The organism is Corallincola luteus (genome assembly GCF_004336975.1).
In the GTDB taxonomy this organism is placed as follows: Bacteria; Pseudomonadota; Gammaproteobacteria; order Enterobacterales; family Neiellaceae; genus Corallincola; species Corallincola holothuriorum.
This window is the reverse complement of the sequence record NZ_SJXE01000009.1, coordinates 42,653-67,500: the sequence shown is the minus strand read 5'-3', so window position 1 is coordinate 67,500 and position 24,848 is coordinate 42,653. Positions and strand designations below refer to the sequence as shown.

General features: G+C 47.3%; 19 protein-coding genes. 10 read left to right on the top strand and 9 right to left on the bottom strand.

Features of this window, described 5'->3' with window-relative positions:
• Window positions 1–84 precede the first annotated feature (84 nt).
• Window positions 85–633 (top strand): hypothetical protein, encoded by a 549-nt coding sequence (locus EZV61_RS15515; protein ID WP_114338563.1) that lies wholly within the window; start codon window positions 85–87, stop codon window positions 631–633.
• Window positions 634–1,067: 434 nt separating this feature from the next.
• Here the strand turns inward: EZV61_RS15515 and EZV61_RS15510 are convergent, their stop codons facing one another.
• Entirely contained in the window at window positions 1,068–2,831 is a 1,764-nt protein-coding gene (locus tag EZV61_RS15510; protein ID WP_131416785.1) for a S8 family peptidase, read from the bottom strand.
• Between the two features lie 824 nt (window positions 2,832–3,655).
• Here EZV61_RS15510 and EZV61_RS15505 point away from each other — a divergent pair.
• On the top strand, window positions 3,656–4,705 hold the full coding sequence (locus EZV61_RS15505) for a CNNM domain-containing protein (RefSeq protein WP_114338565.1): 1,050 nt from the start codon (window positions 3,656–3,658) through the stop codon (window positions 4,703–4,705).
• 64 nt (window positions 4,706–4,769) lie between these two features.
• On the opposite strand, the gene EZV61_RS15500 is transcribed toward EZV61_RS15505, so the two are convergent.
• From EZV61_RS15500 to EZV61_RS15490, 3 genes are all read right to left on the bottom strand, one after another.
• A complete protein-coding gene (locus tag EZV61_RS15500; protein ID WP_131416783.1) occupies window positions 4,770–7,193 on the bottom strand; it encodes a fatty acid cis/trans isomerase in 2,424 nt (807 codons plus the stop codon).
• Between the two features lie 174 nt (window positions 7,194–7,367).
• Entirely contained in the window at window positions 7,368–7,859 is a 492-nt protein-coding gene (locus EZV61_RS15495) for an Hsp20 family protein (protein ID WP_131416781.1), read from the bottom strand.
• A gap of 329 nt (window positions 7,860–8,188) precedes the next feature.
• A complete protein-coding gene (locus tag EZV61_RS15490; RefSeq protein ID WP_114338568.1) occupies window positions 8,189–10,363 on the bottom strand; it encodes a glutamine synthetase III family protein in 2,175 nt (724 codons plus the stop codon).
• Window positions 10,364–10,935: 572 nt separating this feature from the next.
• On the opposite strand from EZV61_RS15490, the gene EZV61_RS15485 reads away from it, so the two are divergent.
• Together EZV61_RS15485 and EZV61_RS15480 are read left to right on the top strand one after the other, a co-directional pair.
• Window positions 10,936–12,213, top strand: a complete 1,278-nt coding sequence (locus EZV61_RS15485; protein WP_131416779.1) for an esterase/lipase family protein — start codon at window positions 10,936–10,938, stop codon at window positions 12,211–12,213.
• Window positions 12,214–12,578: 365 nt separating this feature from the next.
• Entirely contained in the window at window positions 12,579–13,157 is a 579-nt protein-coding gene (locus tag EZV61_RS15480) for a PEP-CTERM sorting domain-containing protein (protein WP_131416776.1), read from the top strand.
• Window positions 13,158–13,282: 125 nt separating this feature from the next.
• On the opposite strand, the gene trpB is transcribed toward EZV61_RS15480, so the two are convergent.
• On the bottom strand, window positions 13,283–14,506 hold the full coding sequence (gene trpB, locus EZV61_RS15475; RefSeq protein ID WP_131416769.1) for a tryptophan synthase subunit beta: 1,224 nt from the start codon (window positions 14,504–14,506) through the stop codon (window positions 13,283–13,285).
• Window positions 14,507–14,724: 218 nt separating this feature from the next.
• On the opposite strand from trpB, the gene EZV61_RS15470 reads away from it, so the two are divergent.
• The 3 genes from EZV61_RS15470 to EZV61_RS15460 all read left to right on the top strand — a co-directional run bounded on the left by EZV61_RS15470 (window position 14,725) and on the right by EZV61_RS15460 (window position 18,287).
• The gene (locus EZV61_RS15470; RefSeq protein WP_131416767.1) at window positions 14,725–16,005 is read left to right on the top strand and encodes an amidohydrolase family protein; all 1,281 of its coding nucleotides are present in this window, start codon (window positions 14,725–14,727) and stop codon (window positions 16,003–16,005) included.
• A gap of 79 nt (window positions 16,006–16,084) precedes the next feature.
• Window positions 16,085–17,377: a cytosine permease gene (gene codB / locus EZV61_RS15465; protein WP_131416765.1), complete on the top strand. Its 1,293-nt coding sequence runs from the start codon at window positions 16,085–16,087 to the stop codon at window positions 17,375–17,377.
• A 139-nt stretch (window positions 17,378–17,516) separates the two neighbouring features.
• Window positions 17,517–18,287, top strand: a complete 771-nt coding sequence (locus tag EZV61_RS15460; RefSeq protein ID WP_131416763.1) for a rhomboid family intramembrane serine protease — start codon at window positions 17,517–17,519, stop codon at window positions 18,285–18,287.
• Between the two features lie 211 nt (window positions 18,288–18,498).
• Here EZV61_RS15460 and EZV61_RS15455 read toward each other — a convergent pair whose 3' ends face one another.
• Window positions 18,499–21,471 carry a DUF5060 domain-containing protein gene (locus EZV61_RS15455; RefSeq protein ID WP_205695398.1) on the bottom strand — a complete coding sequence of 991 codons (2,973 nt, stop codon included), beginning with the start codon at window positions 21,469–21,471 and terminating at the stop codon, window positions 18,499–18,501.
• 351 nt (window positions 21,472–21,822) lie between these two features.
• On the opposite strand from EZV61_RS15455, the gene EZV61_RS19715 reads away from it, so the two are divergent.
• Window positions 21,823–21,966: a PEP-CTERM sorting domain-containing protein gene (locus tag EZV61_RS19715; RefSeq protein ID WP_131416762.1), complete on the top strand. Its 144-nt coding sequence runs from the start codon at window positions 21,823–21,825 to the stop codon at window positions 21,964–21,966.
• 169 nt (window positions 21,967–22,135) lie between these two features.
• On the opposite strand, the gene bfr (EZV61_RS15445) is transcribed toward EZV61_RS19715, so the two are convergent.
• Together bfr (EZV61_RS15445) and bfr (EZV61_RS15440) are read right to left on the bottom strand one after the other, a co-directional pair.
• Window positions 22,136–22,606: a bacterioferritin gene (bfr, locus tag EZV61_RS15445; protein WP_131416760.1), complete on the bottom strand. Its 471-nt coding sequence runs from the start codon at window positions 22,604–22,606 to the stop codon at window positions 22,136–22,138.
• Window positions 22,607–22,627: 21 nt separating this feature from the next.
• Window positions 22,628–23,092 carry a bacterioferritin gene (gene bfr / locus EZV61_RS15440; RefSeq protein ID WP_114338577.1) on the bottom strand — a complete coding sequence of 155 codons (465 nt, stop codon included), beginning with the start codon at window positions 23,090–23,092 and terminating at the stop codon, window positions 22,628–22,630.
• A 305-nt stretch (window positions 23,093–23,397) separates the two neighbouring features.
• Here bfr (EZV61_RS15440) and EZV61_RS15435 point away from each other — a divergent pair, with 305 nt between their 5' ends.
• On the top strand, window positions 23,398–23,841 hold the full coding sequence (locus EZV61_RS15435) for a hypothetical protein (protein ID WP_131416758.1): 444 nt from the start codon (window positions 23,398–23,400) through the stop codon (window positions 23,839–23,841).
• 110 nt (window positions 23,842–23,951) lie between these two features.
• Window positions 23,952–24,383, top strand: a complete 432-nt coding sequence (locus EZV61_RS15430; protein ID WP_131416756.1) for a hypothetical protein — start codon at window positions 23,952–23,954, stop codon at window positions 24,381–24,383.
• 95 nt (window positions 24,384–24,478) lie between these two features.
• Here EZV61_RS15430 and EZV61_RS15425 read toward each other — a convergent pair whose 3' ends face one another.
• Window positions 24,479–24,730 carry a DUF2798 domain-containing protein gene (locus EZV61_RS15425; RefSeq protein WP_131416754.1) on the bottom strand — a complete coding sequence of 84 codons (252 nt, stop codon included), beginning with the start codon at window positions 24,728–24,730 and terminating at the stop codon, window positions 24,479–24,481.
• Window positions 24,731–24,848: the final 118 nt, after the last annotated feature.

Genomic DNA, 24,848 nt, shown 5'->3' with positions numbered 1-24,848 from the left:
TGTGTTGTTTACCCATTGAATTTCTTGTTAGAATGCCATCCCTGTTTAGCTAATTTAGAATATATACAATATAGAAGGAACTATATGAAGACTTTTGCTGGTTTACCTTTCATTCTCATCCTTGCTTTCGCTCCCTTTTTAGCCAACGCCGAGTCAATTGCTGAGTCAGAGACAAAGCAGTGGTCGGTTGGTGTGGGCAGCTATGCATTAATTATTGATAGTGATGATTATGGTGATGACACCTTTGAAGGTTATGCTCTTTCGGCTGATTATGCGATAAACGATAATTTTGCAGTTCGAGGAAACTATTACTCCCTTGAGCATGAAGATCTCTCATCTCTTGAAATTGATGGCTTCGAATTACTTGGTTATTTTGGCACGGGCCTGATGACCGAAGGCTTCAAAGCGTATATTGGTGGTGGATTTTTTAGTGAAAATTTAGATGGACCGTTTGGTTTAGATGAAGATTTTTCAGGTCTGCAGCTTAACGGCGGGTTGGGCTACAATTGGGAATACGTTGCTCTAGATTTCTCTCTTGCTGTTCGAGATCCTAGTGATTATGAGGATCTTGGCGATGACGATGATGATTTAACGGTTGTCTCGGGCTTGTTGAAAATCGCCTTTAGATTTTGATACAACAGCAGTGATGATAATTGCCCTTGGCGTTTGAGTGTTGATTACTCGAACATCCAAAAATCACTACGGTGATAATGCTGATAAGTTAACGGTTTAAATGTTCACTTGACGGCTCTTTTAAAGAGATAAAAATCGGAATTCTGTTTTCAGGATTCCGATTTTTTATGTGCGTCTTTCACGCGTCGGATATGGCTAATTGACCCCGTAAGAGTCAAAGTCATTGGTGTAAATTATACCTCTCGTTAGTTTCTATTAAGCGTTTCGCGCAAGCTGCCTTTTGGGAAATTTTTTCATCTTTACCTTTATCTACTTAAAAGGTTATCGTCGTTGATTAAAAAGCCAACGAAACGTGCCCTTAATAATGCCGCTCACCCTTGGTAAGCGGCATTAACATCAAACCTGTCACTTGCAGTGCGGTTAGCTCGATCTGTTTAGTAGCTTACCTGCAGCGTGACGCCACTGTAGGTGCTATAGGCTCTAACACCTATATGCCAAACGCCAGAGTTGGGGTTGCTTACACTGACCGATTCGTTGTTACCATTTAGGTAAGGGCGATAGTCCCAGTTGCGGGTGCTTGGCTTTGCGCCGTAACGCACATAGAGATCAGCGTCTCCTGATCCACCACTCATAGTAACGTCTAGCTTGTTAATCCCTGCGGGTACTTCGACGGTGAAATACTGCCAACCACGACGGGTGTCAGCAAGGTTGGTTTCAGTAAAGCCTCCGCTGGGTTCACCGCCGCCATCATTACCTAGTACATAATCAACAGCCGCTGCTGCATCGGCAATACCTGCGCCACAACTTGAGCATGATGCAGGGAAAGGGCGGGCCGTTTGTTGAATGGCTGTGGCGATTTCATTGGGCGTAATATTAGGATCGGCGGCATATAACAGCGCAGCCAGACCCGCGACGTGGGGGGAGGCCATCGATGTGCCTTGATACCACGCATAATTATCACTACTTGGACCGTTTGCACCACTGTTTAACGTGGACAGTATACCGTTACTCGCTGAGCTGCGAACATCGCCACCAGGCGCAGCGACTTCCACTACACTGCCGTAGTTAGAGTAATATGCACGACCACCATTGCGATTGGTTGCTGCCACAGTGATCACGCCGCTACAACTGGCTGGGCTATAATTGGCCGCATTGGCATTAGAGTTACCAGCAGCAACCACCACAGTTGCACCTAAGTTTCTGGCGGTATTGATCGCGGCCTGAGTCGTGTTGTCACAGCTCCCACCGCCACCAAGGCTAAGGTTAAGCACCTGGGCTGGATTGGCATTAGCGGGTACGCCTGATACGTTTCCTCCTGCTGCCCAAATCATGCCGTCAGCGATATCTGATGTGTAGCCACCACATTTTCCGAGTACGCGTACAGGTACTATTTTTGCGTTATATGCGACACCCGCGACACCGGTACTATTGTTAGTTTCTGCTGCGACGGTGCCCGCTACATGGGTACCGTGCCAGCTCGAAGATTGATCTTGGCTAGGTTGACCGCCACCGCACTCACCTCGTGATGCGGCATCACCAGGATCGCGGGCATCAGCGTCACGACCATTGCCATCGTTACCGACGAAGTCGTCTGAAATCATGTCATAGCCGGGTAGGAGGTTGTTGACAAGATCGATGTGGGGACGATATCCGGTATCAAGCACTGCAACGACGGCGCCGTTACCCGTGGTCTCATCCCATGCTGCGGGCAAATTCATACCACCAGTGGCTTCATAGTAGTGCCATTGCTGGCTGTAGCTCGGATCTGTCGGTACCGCAAAATGCCGTAGCAAACGGTCCTCTTCAATGTACTCAATTTCTCCGCTGGCCATTGCATTCTGCTGCATGTTTAGTGGGCTGACACCCGCTTTCATCGAACCTTCAACAACAAAGGCACCGGTTGCGATCTGACGAATAACTTTAGCGTTAGTAGCAAATCCAGATCGTAACAGTTTGCTCCTGACTTTCTTTTTTGATTCAGTTGCGTCTGCGGTCGTCAGCATTGAGGGCGTAGACGCTGCTTTGAACTTGATGATGTAGCGTTTTTTGGGTCCTTGTTTAACAAGGGTAATGGGGCGTTCTAGTGCTTGGGATGTGCCGTCAAAGGCGCTGAGTTCTGCGCCATAGATTGGTGTAGATATGGCGACGGTGAACGGTAGCGCCAACCATAATTTATTTCTGCTGTTTGATGGTTTCATTTTTCTCTCTCTGGTGTTGTTTTAATTTTTCTGGTCTTAGAACCAAATAAAAACCTAGAGAGAGATTATGATTTTTACAATATTATGAGTGAGCACTTGAATTGTGAGGCGACTTATTTGTAAAGCATATTTTGCACTTGTTTCCAAGTGGTTTGTTTTTATTGGGTAAACATTTTTATTTTAAATTTGTTTTTGAATGTTTATCTTTGTTTTTATATTTGTCTTCACTAATTTTGTGAGTTTTTATTTTGATGCTATACGATCCGTTTTAAACGTGGGTAGTTTAGTTTTTGGTATTTATGATTCAATAGGTTTTAATTAACTCATTATTTATTCATAGGATTAATTCTCTATTGGTTTTATATGTTAATCTCAATTAAACAAACAGGAAACGTTAATTAGTATACTCATTATTAGCCCGCCCTTTATTAGGTCGGTTGCTCAGGTGGAAAATAGTTGGTGAATGTTACAAAAAACTATAGAAACTGCCTGTGCAGTAAGTTTTACGGAAGTGAGGTTTTTGAGCCCGGGAGGTATGGAATGTCTCATGGTGAGAGCCAATAGTGGGTATCCTTGCCTAAACCTGTGTAGGTTATTACCAAGTTTTACGCCGTCAGCTATGTCGTTTGTTTCAAAAAATTTCATTCAATTTTTGCTCAGCTTTGATCTATCCTGCTGCAATGGAGAGTAACGGTATATCTCTGTTTGCTGGTATCCTGTGGAAAGCAGCATTCTTTGCCTCTTCACTTCGTTCCAGGCGCTGAGGTAAACCTTTGCTGTTGTAGCTCTTCAACCTGTTTCTTATTGGATTTAAAAGATTTTTAATGACTCTACTGCTGATTTATCTATTTGTAGCTATTGGTGTTTCGTTTATCTGTTCGGTCTTGGAGGCGGTGCTGCTATCGATTACTCCTAGTTATGTTGAAAGTGCTTGCCAGGCCGATCAGACGAAGGGAAAGGCGTTATCCAGAGTAAAAGATAATATAGAGCACTCCATCTCTAGTATTCTCATCTTGAACACCTTTGCTCATACCATGGGGGCAGCAGGTGTTGGTGCGCAGGCTGTGCAACTTTTTGGCGCTAAATGGGAAAGCCTGATTGCCGTCTTACTGACCTTAGCCATTCTTTATCTTTCCGAAATTATTCCAAAAACACTGGGTGCGACGCACTGGCGTAGCTTGGCCTATCCGTCTGCCAGGCTCATTTCATTTCTGGTAAAACTGGTGTTCCCGTTGGTGTGGTTGTCGAGCTATATCACAGGTTTGTTTAGTAAAGATCAACAGGATCGTATCAGTAGGGAAGAGATTCAGGCATTTACCACCTTGGGTTATAAGGGGGGGGCTATTGCTAAACAAGAGAGCTTGCTGCTTGAAAATATCCTTGGATTAAGGGAATGCACTACGCAGCAGATCCTGACGCCACGCACAGTCGTGCATGCATTCAACCAACAGAGTTCAGTCACTGATGCGTTGAACGAAGAGCTGACACAGCGCTTCACCCGCTTTCCTGTGTATGAGGAGAGTATCGATCATGTTATTGGTATAGTGAACCATCGTGCGATGTCGGAACAAGCCCGACACGGCAAAGGGGATACTATATTGGCGGAGTTAGCTCAGCCAATTCATCGCGTGTCAGAGCAGCTGCCGGTTTTACAACTCTTGGACTTATTTATCTCCAGAAAGGAACATCTGTTTCTGGTTGAGGATCAGTACGGCCAAACAGCAGGAATCGTGACGCTGGAAGATGTGATTGAAACTCTGTTAGGACGTGAAATTGTTGATGAAACAGATATCACTGAAGATATGCAGCAGTTAGCGAAAAGCCGTTTTCGTGATCGTTTACGTCGTAAGAGTAAGATCGTTCACGACGACTAACCGCGATTAAACTGCCTGATCATGTTTGCTATTTCTCTGGCGCGTTAAATAGCCTCCTAGCTATTTAACGATTTTCGATACGGTTGTAATCCAGCAGTCCGCCCTCAATTGGGCGCATCTGCATATACTGCTGATTAAGGCGATCGCTGAAACTCCAAAAGTCCTGAGCGGTTCTCCGTATTCCATATTGATCAAGTAATTGCCGATAACCTGACTCTGATTCAACGGCACTGATAGTGTCTACGAGTCGTGGTAGATCGGATTCCTGCAAATGCCAAAAGGCGCTGGGGTAGCTGCCGACTAAACCGTGGATCAAGGTCATGTTGTCTTTGGCTGTGTCACGGTTATCCGTTTCGTCAAACAGACTGGAGACATTTTTATGCGCACTGTTGCGCATCAGGGTGAATAGCTGAGGTGCTGCGGTTGGATCCGTTTGCTCAATCATAATAAATGTCAGTTCCGGAAAGAGGGTGGCGCGATCACCACTGATATTTACCTCTAGTTTTTTCAATAACGCTTTTGATGTTTCGGTCAATTGACTGCTATCAACTTCGTAATTATCTGGAAGTACTTTAGCTAAGCGTTGCTTCAGTAAGTCATATAGTTCTGCTTTTGGATCTTCAGTACGGTAGCGGATAGCTGTGGGTTGATGGAATTGGCCAACGCCTGTATCCAGATAGTCATTCAGTTCTTTACTTGCCCCTTGGTACCAGCTTTGAAGCGCCTTACTACGGCTCTCTTCGGGCAACAAGGTTAAGAAGTTTGACTCGCCCTCCATTCGCAGGAAGTCCATATACATACGGGTGAGTAACTGGTGGCCGAAATTACCGTAAACGTCAAAGCCAGCAGTGAGCAGGTAGTGGATCCTTTCCAGCAGGGTGTAATCGATGATCCATGCTGTTTTTGGTGGCTTGCCCACCAGCCCCTGCATGACGCTGGCACTGTCGAAGTGGCGTATTATGGTGAGCGAAGCGTTTTGATTGACCCCATCCCCATCCCAGATCAGATTTGGCGTTAAATGTTCTCCATCTTGAAACACCTTATTCATAAACTCACTTTTTGCTTTTAAAAAGCGGCGTTCAGCGTGGCTGTAGTTAAGCCAGTTACTGAGTGGCAATACAACGGTATCTTTCTCTGCCGGAAGGTCGAGGTTAACAGCCTGTTCATTGATAAACTGACTGAGCCTGGCTGATTTCATCAAGTCCGGGTCGACAAAAAACACCCAGAATCGGTCGTTGATAACATTGAGTGCTAGCTGCCCCCGGCAAACGGGGCCTTTAATAAAGTTCATGATGGTATTTTGTGCTTCGTCGAGTAGGAAGCGGTAGCGGCTATCAATGGGTAGATCATGGAATGCCCGCATCGGGTTGGAGGCAACGTCAGGATGATAACCGGGTAGCGCAGATACCTGATAATCACTGTCAATAAACCAAGTTTGCCAATTCTCAAGTCGCTGAGCATCGAGGCGGTAGGGCATGTGGGTTTTGTCGACGATAGTTTCTCGATCCGGCATCAGGCGGTAATAAACCCGTTTAACTTTTGGATCATCAAACGGACGCCGTGTGGCGATAGGCTCAATGGCTTGGCCGGGAGGTGTGGCTGAGCGTACGATACGATAATAACGAGGTGTTGTGTCAGGCTCATCGAAATAGAGTGATGAAAGGAATAGATGCTCGTAGAGGTAACGACTGGTAAGTTGCTGCTTCAGTTCGTCGCCATTAAGAAAAACTTCCCAGTGCTCAATTTTTTTCGCGTCTGTTGCATTGGGTTCTGGCATTGTCGCCATGATGGCACCTTTAGCCAGCCAGTCGATCAAAATGTCGTGTTCCGGTTTGGGGATGGCCGGTAAACCGTAGGGCATTCCCCATAGAGCATGATCTTTTTCATAGCTAGCCATCTGTTCGATGTCGGGGCATTGCTGATTGCGGTCGAGAGCAAAGTCCCATTTATCAGCGTCTAATTGCGGGGTTGTAGGAAGCGGGTGTGCTTGCTTAAGCTGCAGCATACGCGCCATCACACCGGCTTCTAGGTTTGCTTCTTTTGTTTGTGCGCGCTCATTGAGGACCGGATAAAAGGCCTTGTCACGCCACTCGGCGGTGGTTTGCGCATCGACAAACATACGGGTGAGCTTATCGGCCAGTAAACGTGTGCCATCGTAGACTTGGTCTTTACTTGCGCCTCTGTCGATCCCTTCCGCCGAGGATAGTTTGAGCTGACAAGGGGCATCGTAACAGGCATGACACGCGACACAGCGCTTTTCGATGATAGGGCGAACGGTATCTAAATAGTGTTGCGCGGCAGGATCTTGCTTGCTGACCAACCGTGGTTGTGGCTCGGCAAAGCCGTAAAGCTGGTCGTAATGCAGGCCGGTGTAAACAGCACAACCTGAGAACAATGAGACAAGCGTAATAAGCCAATAGCGTCGGTTTTTGCGCCAGACATGGTGAACATACTCACTTGAAAACGTTTTCGTTAGGCCTTTATTCATGCTTTGTTTCTACAACCGATTGAGAAGTGGAGAGGGCAGTGAACCATATGTTTCATATTTACTATCACGCCTGTATATCAGCTACAAGAATAGACCAATAGCAAAAAGGGCTGCAGAGGCAGCCCTTGATTAGGAAGAGATAATCAGCCGTATAATTGACGACTGCTTTACTGATTAGGCGGCGTCGATGGTGACGGTTTGCTGCTCTTCCGCTTCGTTCAAACGCGGCTGCGATGTTGCTGCGTCTTTACAATTAATGGCGATACTGCGTGGTTTCATCGCTTCTGGGATCTCTTTGATCAAATGTACCATCAATAGGCCATTTTCCAGATCCGCACCACGTACTTCAATGTGGTCAGCGAGGTTGAATTTACGTTCAAATCCACGGCGAGCAATGCCTTGGTAGAGGTATTTCTTACCCTCTTCTTTACCTTTGTTACCACGGATCGTTAGTACATTTTTCTCCACCGTGATATCCAGCTCAGCGAGCGTGAAGCCGGCGACAGCTAATTGGATACCGTACTGGTTTTCATCCAGCACCTCGATGTTGTATGGCGGGTAACCAGCACTGTTGTTGTCGCTTTTTAGCGCACGATCCAGCAGTGATGCAAATTGATCGAAGCCAATACTGTTACGGTAAAGTGGTGATAAATCGATGGTGTTCATAGTTATATTCTCCATTAGAAGCAATACATGACATTGTTGTCGGAACCGGTGAGCGCGATATTCGCCCTCTCACCAGTGCTTAAAGAGATAGGGGCGGAAAATTTTTGATTCAAGGTTATTTACGAGAATTATTTTTCTTGCGTTCTATTTGGCTGCCTTGGTGAAGCATTAAAAACAGACACGAGTTGAGAGTTATCGGTAATAGAACGTTGAGTGTGATTGCGGTGATTCGAAACGTATGGTGATTTTTTAACGAATATTTTCAGCAAAAATAAGCGATAAAAAAGCCGCATTACTGCGGCTTTTTAGTTTTCGATAGTTGTTTACGATTACTTGATGAACAACATTTCAGCGTACTTAGGCAGCGGCCACAGTTCGTCAGAAACTTGCGTCTCCAGCGTGTCTGCATACAGACGTACTTCGTCCATCAGTGAGCGAATGTCATTGGCACAATATTGCATGTGTGCTTCAACAGATGGGAAGTCGTGGCTTTCCAACGCAGCTGAAAGTTTATTAACTGCAGCCATCATGGCGTTAGCGTCGGTGGCCACTTTCTTGGCAACTGATGTATCCAGCTCAATGCCAATGCTTGATGCTCCTGCAATGCTACCAGTCAGTTCTGACAAGTAGCTCATGGCTGCAGGGTAGATAGAGGTGGTGGCGATATCTACAACCAAATTCGCTTCCACTTCGATAGAGAGGATGTACTGTTCCGAGTAAACTTCGTAACGGCTTTCCAGTTCAACCGGTGTTAATACGCCGGTACTAGAGAATAGCTCTTTGACTGACTCTTCTAGGAATGCAGGCAAGGCATCTGCTGTGGTTGGGATGTTCTTCAAACCACGCTCAGAAACTGCTTTCTCGTGCCATTCAGTCGCATAACCGTCGCCACCAAACACGGCGTTACCGTGCTCTTCCATCAACGCTTTCAGTACGTTGATTACGCCTGTGGTCTGGTCTGCACCGCTGCTTAGCTCTGCATCTAGCTTCTCAGCGATCCAATCGAGAGAATCGGCCAGCATGGTGTTCATTGCAACCAATGGACCGGAAACTGATTGTGATGAGCCGACTGCGCGGAATTCAAAACGGTTACCGGTGAAGGCGAACGGTGAAGTACGGTTACGGTCTCCAGGATCACGCTCAAAATGCAGGATCTGTGATAGACCTAGGTCCATCAGGCCGCCGTTGACTGTTGGTTTAAGGTTGCCGTCTTTAATATCCATAAAGACTTTCTCTAACTGCTCACCCAGGTAAACAGAGAGGATCGCTGGAGGTGCTTCATTGGCACCCAAACGGTGGTCGTTAGCCGCAGATGCGATCACTGCGCGCAGTAAAGGACCGTATTTGTGGACGCCGCGAATAACCGCACCACAGAACAACAGGAAGTTGAGGTTTTTCTCAGGCGTACAGCCTGGATCTAACAAGTTACCCTGGGTTGAGTTACCGACAGACCAGTTAACGTGCTTACCTGAGCCATTAACACCAGCAAATGGTTTTTCGTGTAACAAGCACAGGAAGCCATGCTTCTTCGCCGTGATTTTTAGCACAGTCATCAGCAACTGCTGATGATCGGCAGCCACGTTAGCCGCTTCGTAGTAAGGGGCAATCTCGAACTGGCCAGGGGCCACTTCGTTGTGGTGTGTTTTAGCTGGGATGCCGAGACGATACAGAGTGTTTTCTACGTCTTGCATATACACCTGAACACGCTCAGGGATAGCACCGAAGTAGTGGTCATCAAACTGCTGACCTTTCGCCGGGGCTGCGCCGAACAGGGTACGACCTGCTAACAACAGATCTGGACGGGCGGCAGCGAAATTCTCATCGACCAGGAAGTACTCCTGCTCAGCACCGCAGCTTGAGTTCAATGTGGCGATTTCAGTTTCACCCATCAGTGAAAGCACTTTTTGCGCCGCAGTGTTCATTGCCGAGTTTGAACGTAGCAGAGGGATCTTCTTATCCAGAGCTTCACCAGTCCAGGACATGAACACGCTTGGGATCATCAGGGTGGCGCCGTTTGGCGTGTGCATGATGTAAGCAGGGCTGGTTGGATCCCATGCAGTATATCCACGGGCGGCGTTGGTCATACGCAGGCTACCGTTAGGGAAAGATGAACCGTCTGGCTCACCCTTGATCAGCAGGCTACCTGTGAATTCAGAAATTGCATGGCCATCAGAGTTAGTAATGATAAAGCCATCATGTTTTTCTGCGGTGGCGTTAGTCATTGGATAGAAGATGTGAGAGAAGAACTTGGCACCTTTAGAGTGGGCCCAGTCTTTCATAGCTGCGGCAACAACGTCGGCAGTTGCTGGCTCAAGAGGTGCGCCAGTTTGGACTGTCTTCTTCATCGCTTTAAAGGCGTTCTTAGACAGCGACTGTTCCATTTTGGCGAAGTCAAATACGTCACATGCCCATAGGTCTTTCATTAATTTCGGTGTGCAAACATCCATCGCCGAACCATTCGTGATGTTGCTGATAGCCATTAACCTTGCTTGATTTCCGCTCATTTGATTCCCCGGATAATTTAAAGATTTTGCATTTGATCTGTTTGCGCGTACGACGCAGTTTGCTGATGTAACGCAATTTTTGAACCATAATTTGAACTGATATTGCAGGGATGAAGATTATTTTTTAACTATTTGATATATATATTGTTTTAGTCTCGGCTCGGATCTTTGTTAGCTGATTAGCTAAGTCTACCTGCATCACGAAGGCACCAACATGGTGCGATAGAGGATTGCTTTGTATTTATGAAGCTCCAAATTGGTGCAAGTCGTAGCTTCTTGATGTTTTTGCACTGAAGCGGTGCAATTGTGGCTGTGTGCTATGCGTAAAGGTTTATGTTCATGCTAGGTAACTAGACCCTCTCACTAAAATGGGTGTCGTTGTTATATCTGTTTTAAGTCATCAGTTGTGCAGCTTTCTCTTTTTATATTCCAACTTCTCCGCGGCTAAGTTGTAAGGCTTGCTATGCTCAATAGAGTGAGCCGAGTTATTGCTCTAAATTAGGCGATAACAGTGATGACCCAAAACTGACTGCAGGCGCTTTGTCATAGGTTGCTATAAGTAGGTTAACTAGATGAAAAACGGGGATGTAAAATCAGGTAAGTCGCCTTTAAAGGTGAAAGATCTTATTGGGGCTACCCAACTGTCAGCGTTGGCCGTTACCCAGGTTTCGCATATTGCTGAGGGGGTGCATCAAGCTATTTGGAGTAGCTTTGGTGTGAAAGGGGGTAAAGCGCCGCATACCACAGGTGGGATCACAGGCTTAGTGTACAAGTCTATTCGCGGTACAACGGCCGTTTTAAGTAAAGGTGCAGTATCACTGCTCAATGCGTTACCTCTGCAAACAGTGGTAGAAGGAGAGGAATCACCGAAACGGGCGAATTTAATGGCCGTGCTTAACGGCGTGATTGGTGATCAGTTGCAGCAAACCCATAATCCGTTTGCGACACCAATGACGCTTCGGTTGAATGGCGAACTTATTGACCTTTCACATGCCGAGGGCACCGAGGCATTGTTCTCAGGGCTTAGTTCTACTGGTGGCAAAATCTTACTTATGGTTCATGGTTTGTGTCGAAACGATCTCCATTGGCAACAACAGCATGAAGGGCGGCTCGTTAATCATGGTGAAACAGTCAGCCAAGCCTGTGGTTATCAACCTATCTATCTGCGATATAACAGCGGATTACCCGTGTATGAAAATGGTCGGCAACTGGCAGAGATGCTTGAGCGACTTCATGGACATTGGCCGGAGTCAATTGCTGATTTAACTGTGCTAGCCCATAGCATGGGCGGCTTGGTGATTAGAAGTGCTTGTTACCATGCGGAGCAATGCGGTATGAAGTGGCAGCGGTGTCTCAAGCATATTATTTTCTTAGGTACTCCTCACCACGGCGCGCCGCTAGAGCTGATTGGTAGTTGGTTGCACCGAAGCTTGTTACATACGCCGTTTACTGCGCCTTTTAGCCGGCTGGCAAAACTGCGAAGTGCAGGGATAACCGATCTGCGTTATGGCACAGTGCTCGAAGAGGAGTGGCATGGCGAAGACCGCTTTCATCATCGTTCAGATGCTTGTCGGGCAGTGGCATTGCCTACAGGCGTCAACTGTCTGAATGTTGCAGCCACAACGGCATCAAAAGCCAGTACGTTGGCTAAGCGCTTGGTCGGTGATGGCTTGGTGCCGCTTAACAGTGCCTTGGGATATCATGATTTAGCTGAAAAAGCGCAGCCGTTTGAAGATTGTCACCACCATACATTTTACTCGATGAACCATTTGGCGCTGTTAAGTCGACCAGAAGTTGGAGAACGACTGGTTGATTGGTTAGCTGCTGCAAATGACCTTCTTAATGAGTAACACGCCTTTATCGGTAAATAGCTGAGAGCTTGCCTGTATCCTGCTGACGCCTTGGACGCTAAAAACCACAATTTATTAATGGAATTTAATTCAACTTAGTGAAATGGTGCTTAAACCATGCAAATACAGCGCTTAGTCTTAGTGTTAAGCATGATTTTAGTGTCTGATTACTTTACGCCTTCTTTGTTTAAGATTACTTTTTTTATCTTTTTTAAATTTTTATTATTTAAATACAATAGGTTGTATTCCTTGGTGTGATTTGTGCTTTTGAGATTGATAATCAGTTAGATAGATCTTGCTGAAAACGTGTATCACTTCCAAATTAGTAGAGAAGTGGGCACTTTTATAAACTCGGGGTAGAAGTTATGTGGAATACAAAAAATAGTTTATTAGCCGGTGTCACTGCGCTCGGTATGCTTGGTGGGACTGCGGCGAATGCGGCACTGCTCGATTTCGATAGTGTGCCCGTTGGCGCATATGCCAGTCATACTGAAGAAGGCTTCCAAGTGACCAATACCCTTGGTGATTGGCGAGGCTCGGGTTTTGGTAACCCAAGTCCTTCTATTTATGCGACAACACCTTCGGCCTCCGTTGAAGTGGTTGCTGTAGATGGCGGTTTGTTTACTTTAGATAGCCTTGATCTGACAGCGAATAATTTGGGCTCCACGTTTGAGATCTTTGGTGAAGCAGGTAGTGATTTAGCGTTCTTTTTTGGTGGTGCATTGAACCTGGATGATGCCCAGACTACTTGGGATACGATATTGAATCCTTTTGCCAGTGTTGCTATCGAGAAGCTGATTATCTCTTTCGGTGTTGCTGGTACTAGCGTCAACATTGACAACATCAATGTGCAATCGCTTGCCTCTGTTCCAGCGCCAGCAACCTTACTGTTGCTGGCTGCAGCCTTGGTAGGGATGGGCGCCGCTCGCCGTAAGTTGGTATAGTTTGTTTAGTTCCTCTGCTCTATAGCGTGGCACTAATACAATAAAAAAACGGCGCTTTTTTGCGCCGTTTTTTACTGCTTTTTTTAATCAAACCGCTGACGGTATCTTCTATACGCCGTTGCGGTTTAAGTTATCTCGTCAATACCAAATTTTTCACCGTAATTTGCCACCACGAAATCGATATCTTTGTCGCCACGGCCAGACAGGTTAAGCAGTATGCTGCCATCTTCGCCATGCTTGGCGAGTTTAATCGCATAAGCTACGGCGTGAGCCGATTCTATTGCTGGGATAATGCCTTCCTGTCGAGATAGCTCAAAGAAAGCCTCAATCGCTTCGTCATCGCTGATGGTGTCGTAGTTCACCCGCCCCAGTTCTTTTAGATAGGCATGTTGTGGTCCTACCGATGGGTAGTCCAAACCACTGGCCACTGAGTAAACTTGCCCAGGCTCGCCTTCATCATCTTGCAACATATACGATTTAAAACCATGCATCACCCCAGGGGTTCCCAAGGTCAATGTCGCGGCATGTTCGCCCGGTTCGTTGAGGGTGCGGCCGCCTGGTTCGATGCCGTGCATCGCCACTGCCTCATCCTTTAAAAACGCAGTAAACAAACCGACAGCGTTGGAGCCTCCGCCAACACAGGCAACCAAGTTGTCTGGTAAGCAGCCTTCCATCTGCAGAAATTGCTCTCTTGCTTCATTACCGATAATAGATTGGAAATCTCTAACCATCATTGGGAAAGGGTGGGGGCCAACAACCGAGCCGATGGCATAAAACTGACTGACAGGATCTGTCATATAGGCGTCAAACGCGGCATCTACGGCTTCTTTCAGGGTTTTACGACCGTGAGTTGCAGGGATGACTTTCGCGCCTAAGATCCGCATCCGCACCACGTTGGGATACTCTTTGGCGATGTCTACTTCGCCCATATATATATCGCATTTCAGGCCAACCAGAGCGGCCGCTGTTGCCAGTGCAACACCGTGTTGGCCGGCGCCGGTTTCAGCGATCAATTTGGCCTTACCCATCTTTTTTGCTAGCAGCGCTTCACCTAGACAATGATTAATTTTGTGGGCACCCGTGTGGTTCAGATCTTCACGTTTAAGGTAGATATCTGCGCCATATTTCATTGATAAATTTTGCGCATGAAAAATCGGGCTTGGGCGTCCAACAAAGTGTTTATATAGCCGCGCCAGCTCAGCTAAAAATTCAGGATCTTGGCGAATGGCCTGATACGCCTGAGTGATCTCGTCGATGATGGCTTGGAGTTGTTCGGGAATAAAGCTACCGCCGAAGTCACCGAAAAAGCCTTCGTGATTAGGCTGCGAATGGATAAATGTATTTATCATGTGTGGGCCTTCTACTGCTTTTTAGCAGCGTTTTATAGCAATTAACCCATTCTAATTTTGTGGTTAAGGCCGCAGTTAGTGCCACGCCGAGCCATAGAACCTAACTTTTTTTGATTTCATCCAGCTTTTTCTGGATCTGAAACGTAAGAGCATCAACACTGGGGAGAGTAAAGTACAACCGATTGTTTTGCAGCGAAAAGTACCGACAGGAAACCGCTATGTTTGATCTACTCATTCGCAGAGTCAATCTGCCCGATGGCCAGCAGGGCGTTGATATCGCCATTGCTGATGGCAAGATTGTTGAGGTTAGAAAGGATATTGCAGCGTCAGCGGTAAACGAGATCGATGGTAACGGTGCCTTTGCTTGCCCGCCATTCGTTGACAGCCACTTTCATATGGATTCAGCGTTGAGTCTTGGCCAGCCGCGCCTCAATCAGAGCGGCACTCTGCTGGAAGGGATCGCCCTATGGGGTGAGCTAAAACCGCAACTCACGTTTGATGCGATTAAACAAAGGGCGTTGGCAATGTGCCAATGGTCGATTGCTCGTGGCACGTTGGCGATAAGAAGTCATGTCGACATCTGTGATGACAGCTTGCTGGCAGTCGATGCGTTACTTGAAGTGCGTGAAGAGATGAAACCTTACATCGATCTGCAATTGGTGGCGTTTCCACAAGACGGTTATCTGCGCTACCCCCGCTCCGCTGAAAATCTAAAACGTGCGTTGGACCGTGGCGTCGATGTGATAGGGGGCATCCCCCATTTTGAGCGCACCATGGCAGACGGCGCAGAGTCAATCAAGCAGCTGTGCGCACTCGCTGTAGAGCGCGGTTTAATGGTCGACATGCATTGCGATGAAAGTGACGATCCGATGTCTCGGCATATTGAAACCCTAGCGTGTGAAACTCAGCGCCTTGGCTTACAGGGCAGGGTAACAGGCTCACACCTCACCTCCATGCACTCCATGGATAATTACTACGTGAGTAAACTGATACCACTGATCCGCGAAGCGGAACTGCATGTAGTCGCTAACCCGCTAATTAATATTACCTTGCAGGGGCGGCACGACAGCTATCCGAAACGTCGAGGTATGACCCGAGTTCCTGAGCTTATTGCCGCTGGCGTGAATGTTGCGTTTGGCCATGATTGCGTGATGGATCCTTGGTACAGCATGGGCACCCACGACATGCTGGATGTGGCACAAATGGGAATGCATATTGGTCAGATGACCAGTTTACAAGGCATGCAGCATGCCTTTGATGCGGTCACAGTGAGCGGTGCCAAAACAATGGGATTACGGGATTACGGCTTGGCGCCCGGTTGTCATGCTGATTTAGTCATTTTACAGGCTAATAGCGCCATCGAAGCGATCCAGCTCCGTCCGGCGCGTTTGTTTGTGGTGCGTCGCGGTCGGGTGATATCGCGGACGGCACCGGTTCAGCCACAGTTAACACTGGGTGATAGCCAAACCGAGGTAAATTTTAGTAAAGGGCTTTTTTAGTCTGGGTAGCCGAACGCAGGCAGTGGCTTTGCGGCCGTAACTTATCCATCCGAATTTGAATGCCATAGGAGTTACTTAAATGTCCAACAGCACTCAAGCGCCAACGCCGAATGACAGTGAACACGACTTTGCTACCAGTCATGAGGATTTTGCCCAACAACCGGTGCCGGAAAATGCGCGTCGAGGGTTACTGGCGATGTCAGCCGTTATGCTTGGCTTTACCTTCTTTGCTGCCAGTATGTGGACCGGTGGCAAATTGGGGCAGGGCTTTAAGTTGTGGCCGGATCTGATCGTAGTGATCTTGTTGGGAAATTTGATCCTTGGCGTCTACGGCGCTTTGCTTGGGTATGCCGCCGCAAAAACCAACCTCTCGACCCACGTTCTCTCCCGCTACGCCTTTGGTGTTAATGGCTCAAAGTTACCTTCATTTATGCTCGCGTTCACCCAAATTGGTTGGTTTGGCGTGGGGGTGGCGATGTTCGCTTACCCGATCAACAAGTTTATCGATGTGCCTAACCTGCCATTGATTATCGGCGGCGGTATCGTGATGACCTATACCGTTGTGGTCGGCTTTAAAGCGATCGAGTGGCTGAGTGTCATCGCGGTACCAGCCATCTTGTTGTTGGGTTTGACCTCCGTTGGCACGGCTATTTCTGATACGCCGGGTGGTTTGCAGGCGCTGATGGACGTTGAGCCTACGGCTAGCCTAACTTTTGCCGTGGGTATTGCCCTTGCAGTGGGCTCTTTTATCAGTGGCGCGACACTCACACCAGATTTTGTGCGCTATGCCAAAACTCGAAAAATAGGTGTTGCCGCGACTATTATCGGCTTCACTTTTGGTAATAGTTTGATGTTTATCTTCGGTGCCGTTGGCGCCATGGCCACAGGTGTGGCAGACATTGCCGAAGTGTTGGCTCTACAAGGACTATTGGGGGCGGGGATATTTCTATTGGTACTGAATATCTGGACCACAAATGACAACGCCTTGTATGCAGCGGGGTTAGGTTTGACCAACCTCACTGGTCTTAAGCGTGTGCACCTGGTGATCGCCGCAGGGGTTATTGGTACGTTATTGGCGGAGTGGCTGTACAACAATTTTGTCGATTGGCTGGTGTTTTTAAGTGTGTCATTGCCTCCCATTGGCGGCATCATCATTGCTGACTTTTACTTGCGCTGCCGTGGGCAATATCCATCTCCTGCCAGCCATGATTTTCGTTCAGTCAACTGGGGCGCGATGATCGCATGGGGCTTGGCCATTGGCGCCTCAGTGATTTCGCCAGCAGAGGGGATATTCAGTATCGCGCCGTTAAATGCGATATTAACTGCCATGATCGCCCATGTTGTGCTGTGCCGGCTGCTGAATCGGGGCTAGATGGTGCATGGGGCACTTAGCGTTGTTGCGGGCGACTGACTAAATTCTGTCAGAAAATGGGTTCGTAACAGTTCTAGTCAGTATCACTGATTTTTGGCCGGGGGCTTTTTCTACAGATAAATGCCCCCACGTTATTGTTATGAAGAGAAGCGATTCCTTAGGTCACGCCATTACCGTCACCGCCATTATTGTTGGCTTTCTCTGGTTATTAAAACTGGGGGAGTTACTGCTTGGCTGGAACCTACACAACTTGGGCGTTTACCCCAGCACCGCTAGTGGTTTTATTGGTGTATTCACCGGCCCGCTTATTCATGGCTCTATTGCTCACATCTCTGCCAACAGCGTTGGTTTGATGGTGCTGGGATCTGCGCTGCTTTATGGCTACCCACGATCTCGCTGGTGGGTGCTTGGCATCGTCTGGATCGTGTCCGGGTTAGGTGTCTGGCTGTGGGGTAGGGAAAGTTATCACTTTGGTGCCAGTGGCCTTACCCATGGGCTGTTCTTCTATCTGTTTTTTGTCAGCCTGTTTCGTCGTGATAAACGCTCTATCGCTTTGATGATGATCGCCTTCTTTATGTTTGGTGGCATGTTGTTGACTGTATTCCCCCGCGAGCCGGGTATTAGTTTTGAATATCACCTGTTTGGTGGTATTGGCGGCCTCGTATCAGCGCTGCTGTTTTGGCGTTGGGATCCCAAGCCAGAAGAGAAGAAGTATTCCTGGGAATTAGAGCCTGAAGCAGAAGATATCGATGAGGTGCGGCTGGACCAAGATCCTATCGGTGATTTGTGGCAGAGATCACCAGAACATGCTGTAGCAACCGAGTTAGAAGCGGATCCAGAAGCGTCGCCTTTTGCCGCTGAACCAAATAGAACACAGCGTTCAAGACCTATTCACATTTCCAGAAATTGATTGGTTTAGTGCAGTATGCCGAATGCCGAATGCTACGGTCACTCTCTGAAGGAGTAAGGCTGTTCGTCGCATGATGGGTTGTTTATATGGGGGCGCGTAAGGCGAGATGGTATTGAACCCTTGTCTTAACGCATCAAAAATCGTTGTTGTTTAGCGGTATAAATAAAAGCACTAGCCAAATATTTGCTAGTGCTTTGCAAAGGGGGGGGGGTTACTTAGTTTCAGGTAAAGAAGTGTTTAACGCTTCTGATTCACTCACACTGCTGTGTCTAAGCACCAATCGGTCGATGTTCCATTTGATAGAGCGACCGCTGACAATCAGTGAATACTCGGTATTAGCCTTCAACTTATAAACTGGGTTCAGGTGTTCGTCATGGGACGGGTTTAGTTTACGTGCCCAACCCCAGCCTGATGCGTTACCGCCATAAAGCTTGGTGTCCTTCTTCAGAACAGCCAGATCTGCACCGCCGGCACCTGCGCTAAAGTCACCCACCATGCGTACATAGCCGTCGTTGTTTTTATCACTTGGCTGGCCATCTAAGCGTTTGTGCGCTCGGATATACAGCTGGTAATCACCGGCTTTAGATACCTTAAAGGTATAAGTCAGCGGGGAAGTGGCTGGGCCACCGTTTGAGCCATTGCCTGTAAACTCGATATGGCCGCTGCCGGTAAAGCCAGAAACAGACTGCTTTTTCTGCCACTTACCAAGGTTTGATTTAGTGCTTTCTGTTTCCATGATAACAAGGCCATCTTTCTCAATGAATAGGCCGTTATCAGGCTCAACCGGTGCAGAGTCATCACCTTTACGTACTAGGATCACCCAGTCCGAGTTACTGCTAGAGGGTGCATTCCCCAACGCACGATAACCACCGGCAGAGACACTTTTCACCGAACCTTGCTGCAAAGCGCCGCCGCTGCGAGGGTTATACCAGTAGACGTTGAAGCTACCTTGCGTGCCGTTCAGGTTAAGCTCTGTTGTGCCGCCCTGTTTGAGGTACACAACGTACGTGTCGTTATGCTTATAGAAACCATAGTCATTAGCGTTGGTGCTAATATTGTTGTCATTTTTCATATTCCAGAATGGAATGTCGTTGTTATTGAAAAATTCCAATGCATAACGTGCTACATCCCACCATTTGTCACGGCTACGGAAGTCCTGCAGGCTTAAGTCTGAGTGGGCATGGCTATAACCGAAGTACCATTCGTTACCTGTGCCACCGCCCATAAATGTACCCCAGAGGCCATTCTTACGACCATCAACATGGCTGTTACCGGCATCATTGTCTGGACGCATGGCATGGGAAGCATCACCAGGCTCATCGACAGAAACAACCCAGTCTCTGCCACTTTCATTAGATCGGCGTACCCATTCAACCACCTGGCTATGCACATCACTAAAGTTAGCTTTGCTCATCTGCATTGAAAGACCATGCAACTTAGATGCGTTGCCTAACAGTGGCGCATAGCGCTTTTCTTTCTCACCAGGGTAGGTGTGCAATACCACCGGGTGCTGGTATGGGTCATTATCAGCAAAGAACTTGGCCATCGATTTCAACTGAGCCGTGGTCTGGGTCGTTTCTTCGCCTAAATTCCAGTTCAGTGCCAGGTTGTGACCAAATCGTGCAATCAGCTCTCGATAGTAGAGTTTACGTTGGTTACCTAAATTGCCACCATCTAGTAGCTGATCATTTTCAGTTTCCTGAGTCTTAAAGTGGAGGAAGATACCTTTACTTTGCATGTGAGCAAAAACGATCTCCCACTGATCCAGGCGAGAAACGTCCATACGGTAACGCTCACCGTAGCTGGTGTAAGGGAATACGTTTTGGTCATCACCATTGATATTCATGGTTAGGAACGACATCGCATTCAGGCCTTCGCTGGCGATATAGTTCACCGCACCAATCAGGCCTTTACCTTTACCATTCTTCCAGGTGGGATCACCGTTTTTCCAATCAGCAACGTGCGGTGTCCACTGTTTAATCAGGTGGTCTTTTTTACCGTCAGATTTAAAACCGCCATCAAAGTCAGTGTAAGCCAGCAGGTTCTCTGGTGAGTCAGCCCCTTGCTTGAGGAAGTATTCGCCGGTGCCAGTGAAGCGGAGGTAGCGGCCATCTACATATGCCAAAAGGCCTTTACCGCGGAAATCTCGGCCTGTTTTATTACTCTTAGAAATATCAAAGCTGCCTTCTACACCGTCGATATCACCGCCAGACTGACCAGCATATCGATCATTTTCAAAGACAACATTTTTACCTTTGCGGAAAGAGACTGAGTAATCCCAGGTACCCGTTACATTCGGGGAAAAATGGACGCGCCACTTATTACCAGAGGAAGCGCCGCTGTTAGCTGCTTTACCATCGGCGGCGTAGTAACCGGGCACGACAAAATAGTTGTCGCCGTTGCTGAAAGTGACATCCATACGGTAGTCGGTAAATGGGTTAGTAGACGCTGTCTCGCTGCTATTAGGGCCGTCAAAGGTGATTGTTACTTTGTGCCACTGGCGCATCTCACCGGTTATCTCTTCCTCGCCGCCAGGGGTTGGATCAGGATCTGGTTCAGGATCCGTGTCGCCATCCATATCACGACACACTTCATTACCGCATTGGCAGTAGCTTTGATCGGAGCGTGAATTAACACAGTCATTGGCGCTCTGGCCGTAAATGTTTTTACACTGTGCAGTGGTGTCGCACTCATCCCCATAATCGGGTTCTTCTTCTACTGGTGGTTCATCCGGCTCATTTAGTTCACTACATACGCCATCATCACATTGGCAATAGCTTTGGTCTGATTGTGAGTTGACACAATCGTAAGCGGTTTCGCCATATATATTTTTGCACTGTGCCGTGGTGTCACATTCATCACCTAACTGCGGTTGCTCTTGTGCTGGCGCATCTGGCTCACTCAACTCACTGCAGACACCGTCATTGCATAGACAATAGCTTTCGTTTGAGTAGGAGTTAACGCAGTCATAGGCTTCATTGCCATACTGGGCGCGACACTCTGCTGTGGTGTCACATTCATCAGGATCTACTGCAGCAACCACCATTGTATGGCTGCGGGCGAATAGGTTTTCGTAAGGAGCAGGGCCTGCGGATAGGTCGATCCCGTTATTTTGAGCGGCGTACGCAAATTGACCAATCAGCAGGCTTAAAAGGCACAGTGCCTTTAGTATCCCGTTATTCATTATTATGTTCCTATTATTGGCTGAGCCCTTCGTAAAGGACCAAGGTGGACGACTTTTTAGTCAGTCGATCACGACAGCAAATCCGGAATACAACCCACAGAAACTACAATGCTGAAGTGGTCAGACTACTGAGTATGCCGAAAGGTTGTGCTTGCGTCAAAAAATTGACTAAAAGCATTTTTTCCTTATAAAGCAAAGGTTAATTCGGAGTTATTTTTTGACTATTAGCTTTCAGAAAGGCGTTCAAGGTATTCATTAAGTGCATTAGCTGAACTTCTAAATATCATGTTTGGCACGATAAAGTGATGAGCAACGCTAGCGCTTTCGACAGCGGTGGATGAAGTGCGCTGGATGGGCTTCGGTAGCGGATTTAACCCATACGGTGTAGATAATATTCAGTGGAACTCTGCCACAGTTCCTGCGCCTGCTAGTATCGCTTTGCTAGGTTTAGCCGTCGCAGGGTTTGCTTTTGCAAGAAAGAGACATTCTGCTTAGATCTGAGATTTGTCTTAACAAATATTAGCCTCGACCTTGATCGGGGCTTTGTTACGTTAGATAAGCGTATTGTGTTTTATAAGAGCGATGAGCCTGCCGGTTTTTACCCAAAAAAAAACAGGCGGTTAAGCCTGTTTTTTTATTTGCAGCCGCTATTTTGCGACTAAAATTACGCCATTTGCGATTGCTGATAGTTCTGTAAGCCAATCCGCTTGATCAATCCCAGCTGTTGCTCCAGCCAGTATGCGTGATCTTCTTCGGTGTCTTCTAACAGCTTTTCGAGGATCTCACGGCTTTGATAATCCTGCTCTGCTTCAGACAGCGCGATCGCTGCTTTTAGACTGGTGGCGACATCGTACTCAAGCTGCAGGTCGTTTTGCAGCATCTCTTCTACGTTGCTACCGATGCGCAGGCCGTCGCGCTTGGTCATGCAGGGCACACCTTCTAAAAACAGAATTCGCTCAATCAGCAGTGAGGCATGGCCTTTTTCATCTTCAAACTCATGGGCGATGCGTTCGTACAGTTTTTCTAATCCCCAGTCCTGATACATGCGAGAGTGAACAAAATACTGATCCATTGCGGTTAGTTCAGCCGCGAGTAGGGTGTTTAGTGCGCCGATGACTTTTGCATTACCTTTCATCTTTGTTCTCCTTATCCGCTGCTAAAGCTGGGCTTGTTGATAGTTTTCGAGACCGATCTCTTTGATCAGATGCTGCTGGGTTTCTAGCCAATCAAGATACTCCTCTTCATCCTCAAGGATCTCTTCAAGCAACTGACGGCTGACATAATCCTTCTTTGTTTCACACAAAGAGATAGCAGAGCGTAGCTGGATCAGTTGGTCATGCTCCAGCTCCATGTCGCAGCTGATCATCTCTTCGGTGTGCTCACCGATCCGTAGATGTGCCAGCTTCTGCAAGTTAGGTAACCCCTCCAAAAACAGCACGCGTTCAATCAGCGCATCGGCTTGCTTCATATCCTTAATCGACTTCTTATAAGCCTTCTCATTCAGCGCTGACAGTCCCCAGTTCTTAAACATCCGAGCATGGAGAAAGTACTGATTAATTGAGGTCAGTTCAGTGGTTAAAACCTGATTTAAACAGCTGATGATATCTGTGTCGCCGCGCATTGAGCCTCCGGAAATTAGTAGGAATTGATAGCCAGTTATAAAAGTAGCTAGGGCAGCAGAGAACTGCCATTAAACAATTGAAAAATAACCTGTTTGATAATCTAGGTTAGAATGGTTGCTATTCGTATGTCGATTTGAGCCCATGAACCAAACCCGTATTTTTCCGTCGCTACTAGTGTGCTTGCGAATGGATATCAACATAGCTGCAAAGTTATCCATTTTTAGCGATGAGAACAGACTAAAGTGTGTTGTAACTGGTTGTTTGAGCAGTTAAATAGCTGATAGAGTGGTTTGATTCATGAGTGATGGCAGGAAAACTTCCCTCCGGTATAAGAGGACATTTTCCTTCTACAATAGAAAAGGAACATATGCTAAATCTAACCGCAGCCATTGCAGTCTCAATCTGTAATCTTGTTTATGCTGCTGTCATCTATCTGTCACTGCACGGCTGGATAGTGGCTCACGAACCGGGTGGCATGCAATTGCTCATTCATATGATCATTACAACACCCGTTATCGTTATCACGACGATTTGGCTGTATTTTGTCACCAAAACCACGCCGATAAGTGCGGTGGCATGGAAGCTGAATCTGGCCGCTATGCTCATTCCTGTCATGAGTTTGCAAACAGGTGTCACTTACTATCACTTTGATATAGTCGGCCTTGGAATCGCTGTGATCACAGCGCTCTCCCTATTTGGCCTTTACATAAAGGCAGTAGTTGAAAATCCAGCGGAACGGTGCAAGTAAGCAACGCTGGTACAGCATTTTTCGGGATGCGGGGCGATCCCTCATATCGTAGTTTTTCTGAGATGCGCTATTCGCCATGGCGATAATCTCGGACATTGAAGTAAAGGTTAATGATGCAAAAAAATAGAATGTTCACCTTGGTTCGTGAAGCCATTGAAGAAGTGCCAGGGCTTGAAAAGTGGTCACTTAAACAATTAGTTAATCCCGATGATCCTGAATCAATTAAGATATCTCCAATCAAGATCGCTATGGCTTGGCATACATTCGGAGAATTTCAGCTGGGCAATCTTACCTTGGGTGTAACGCAAGAGCATCGAATAGGGCAGCCACCACAACATGTCGGCTTCTCGTTGCAATCAGGGCAGATAAACGGGAATACAATCTTATATAGCCGTAATAACGGAAAGATGGCGTTTGTCGTGGGAGAGATCGGTGATGAGTCTAATGGTCAAATGTACGAGCTACCGTCTCCGCCGGGCGCATCGCAAGCTGTTCTTGAATGGTTAGAGGATCTAGCTGAAAACACCTGTTGGGGCGATTAGTAGCAGTCAAAGAACGGTCGGTGAGATATTTCACTACCTACATCGCCCGTACTGCTTTTAGCTGCTTCCGCGTTTTTCAATGCCGTAACAGTGGTTCAGGCGTCGTTTTCAATAAGTAACTTGGTTACAAGTAAGCGGGCAGTTGACGCGACAATGACCAGCAACAAGAAGGCGAAAGGAACAAACTCAACTACTGTGCTTTGCCATACGTTGACCCATTCCTTGAACTGAAAGCTGTCTCCGGGTAGCTGGCGAAAAGCGAAGATGGCGGGCATGCCCAACAACATGGTTGGCATAACCATGGAAATTATCAGTGGATATTGAAATTTCTTTGGAAGTTTTTTCATTGCCTGCACCCTATGTTTTTGTCGATCTATATCTATGTGCGTTCGAAACTGGTGTTAGGTTACTCTGCGGCTTATCATTCAAAAACAGGCAATATAGAAACTTAAGCGTGCAAATATG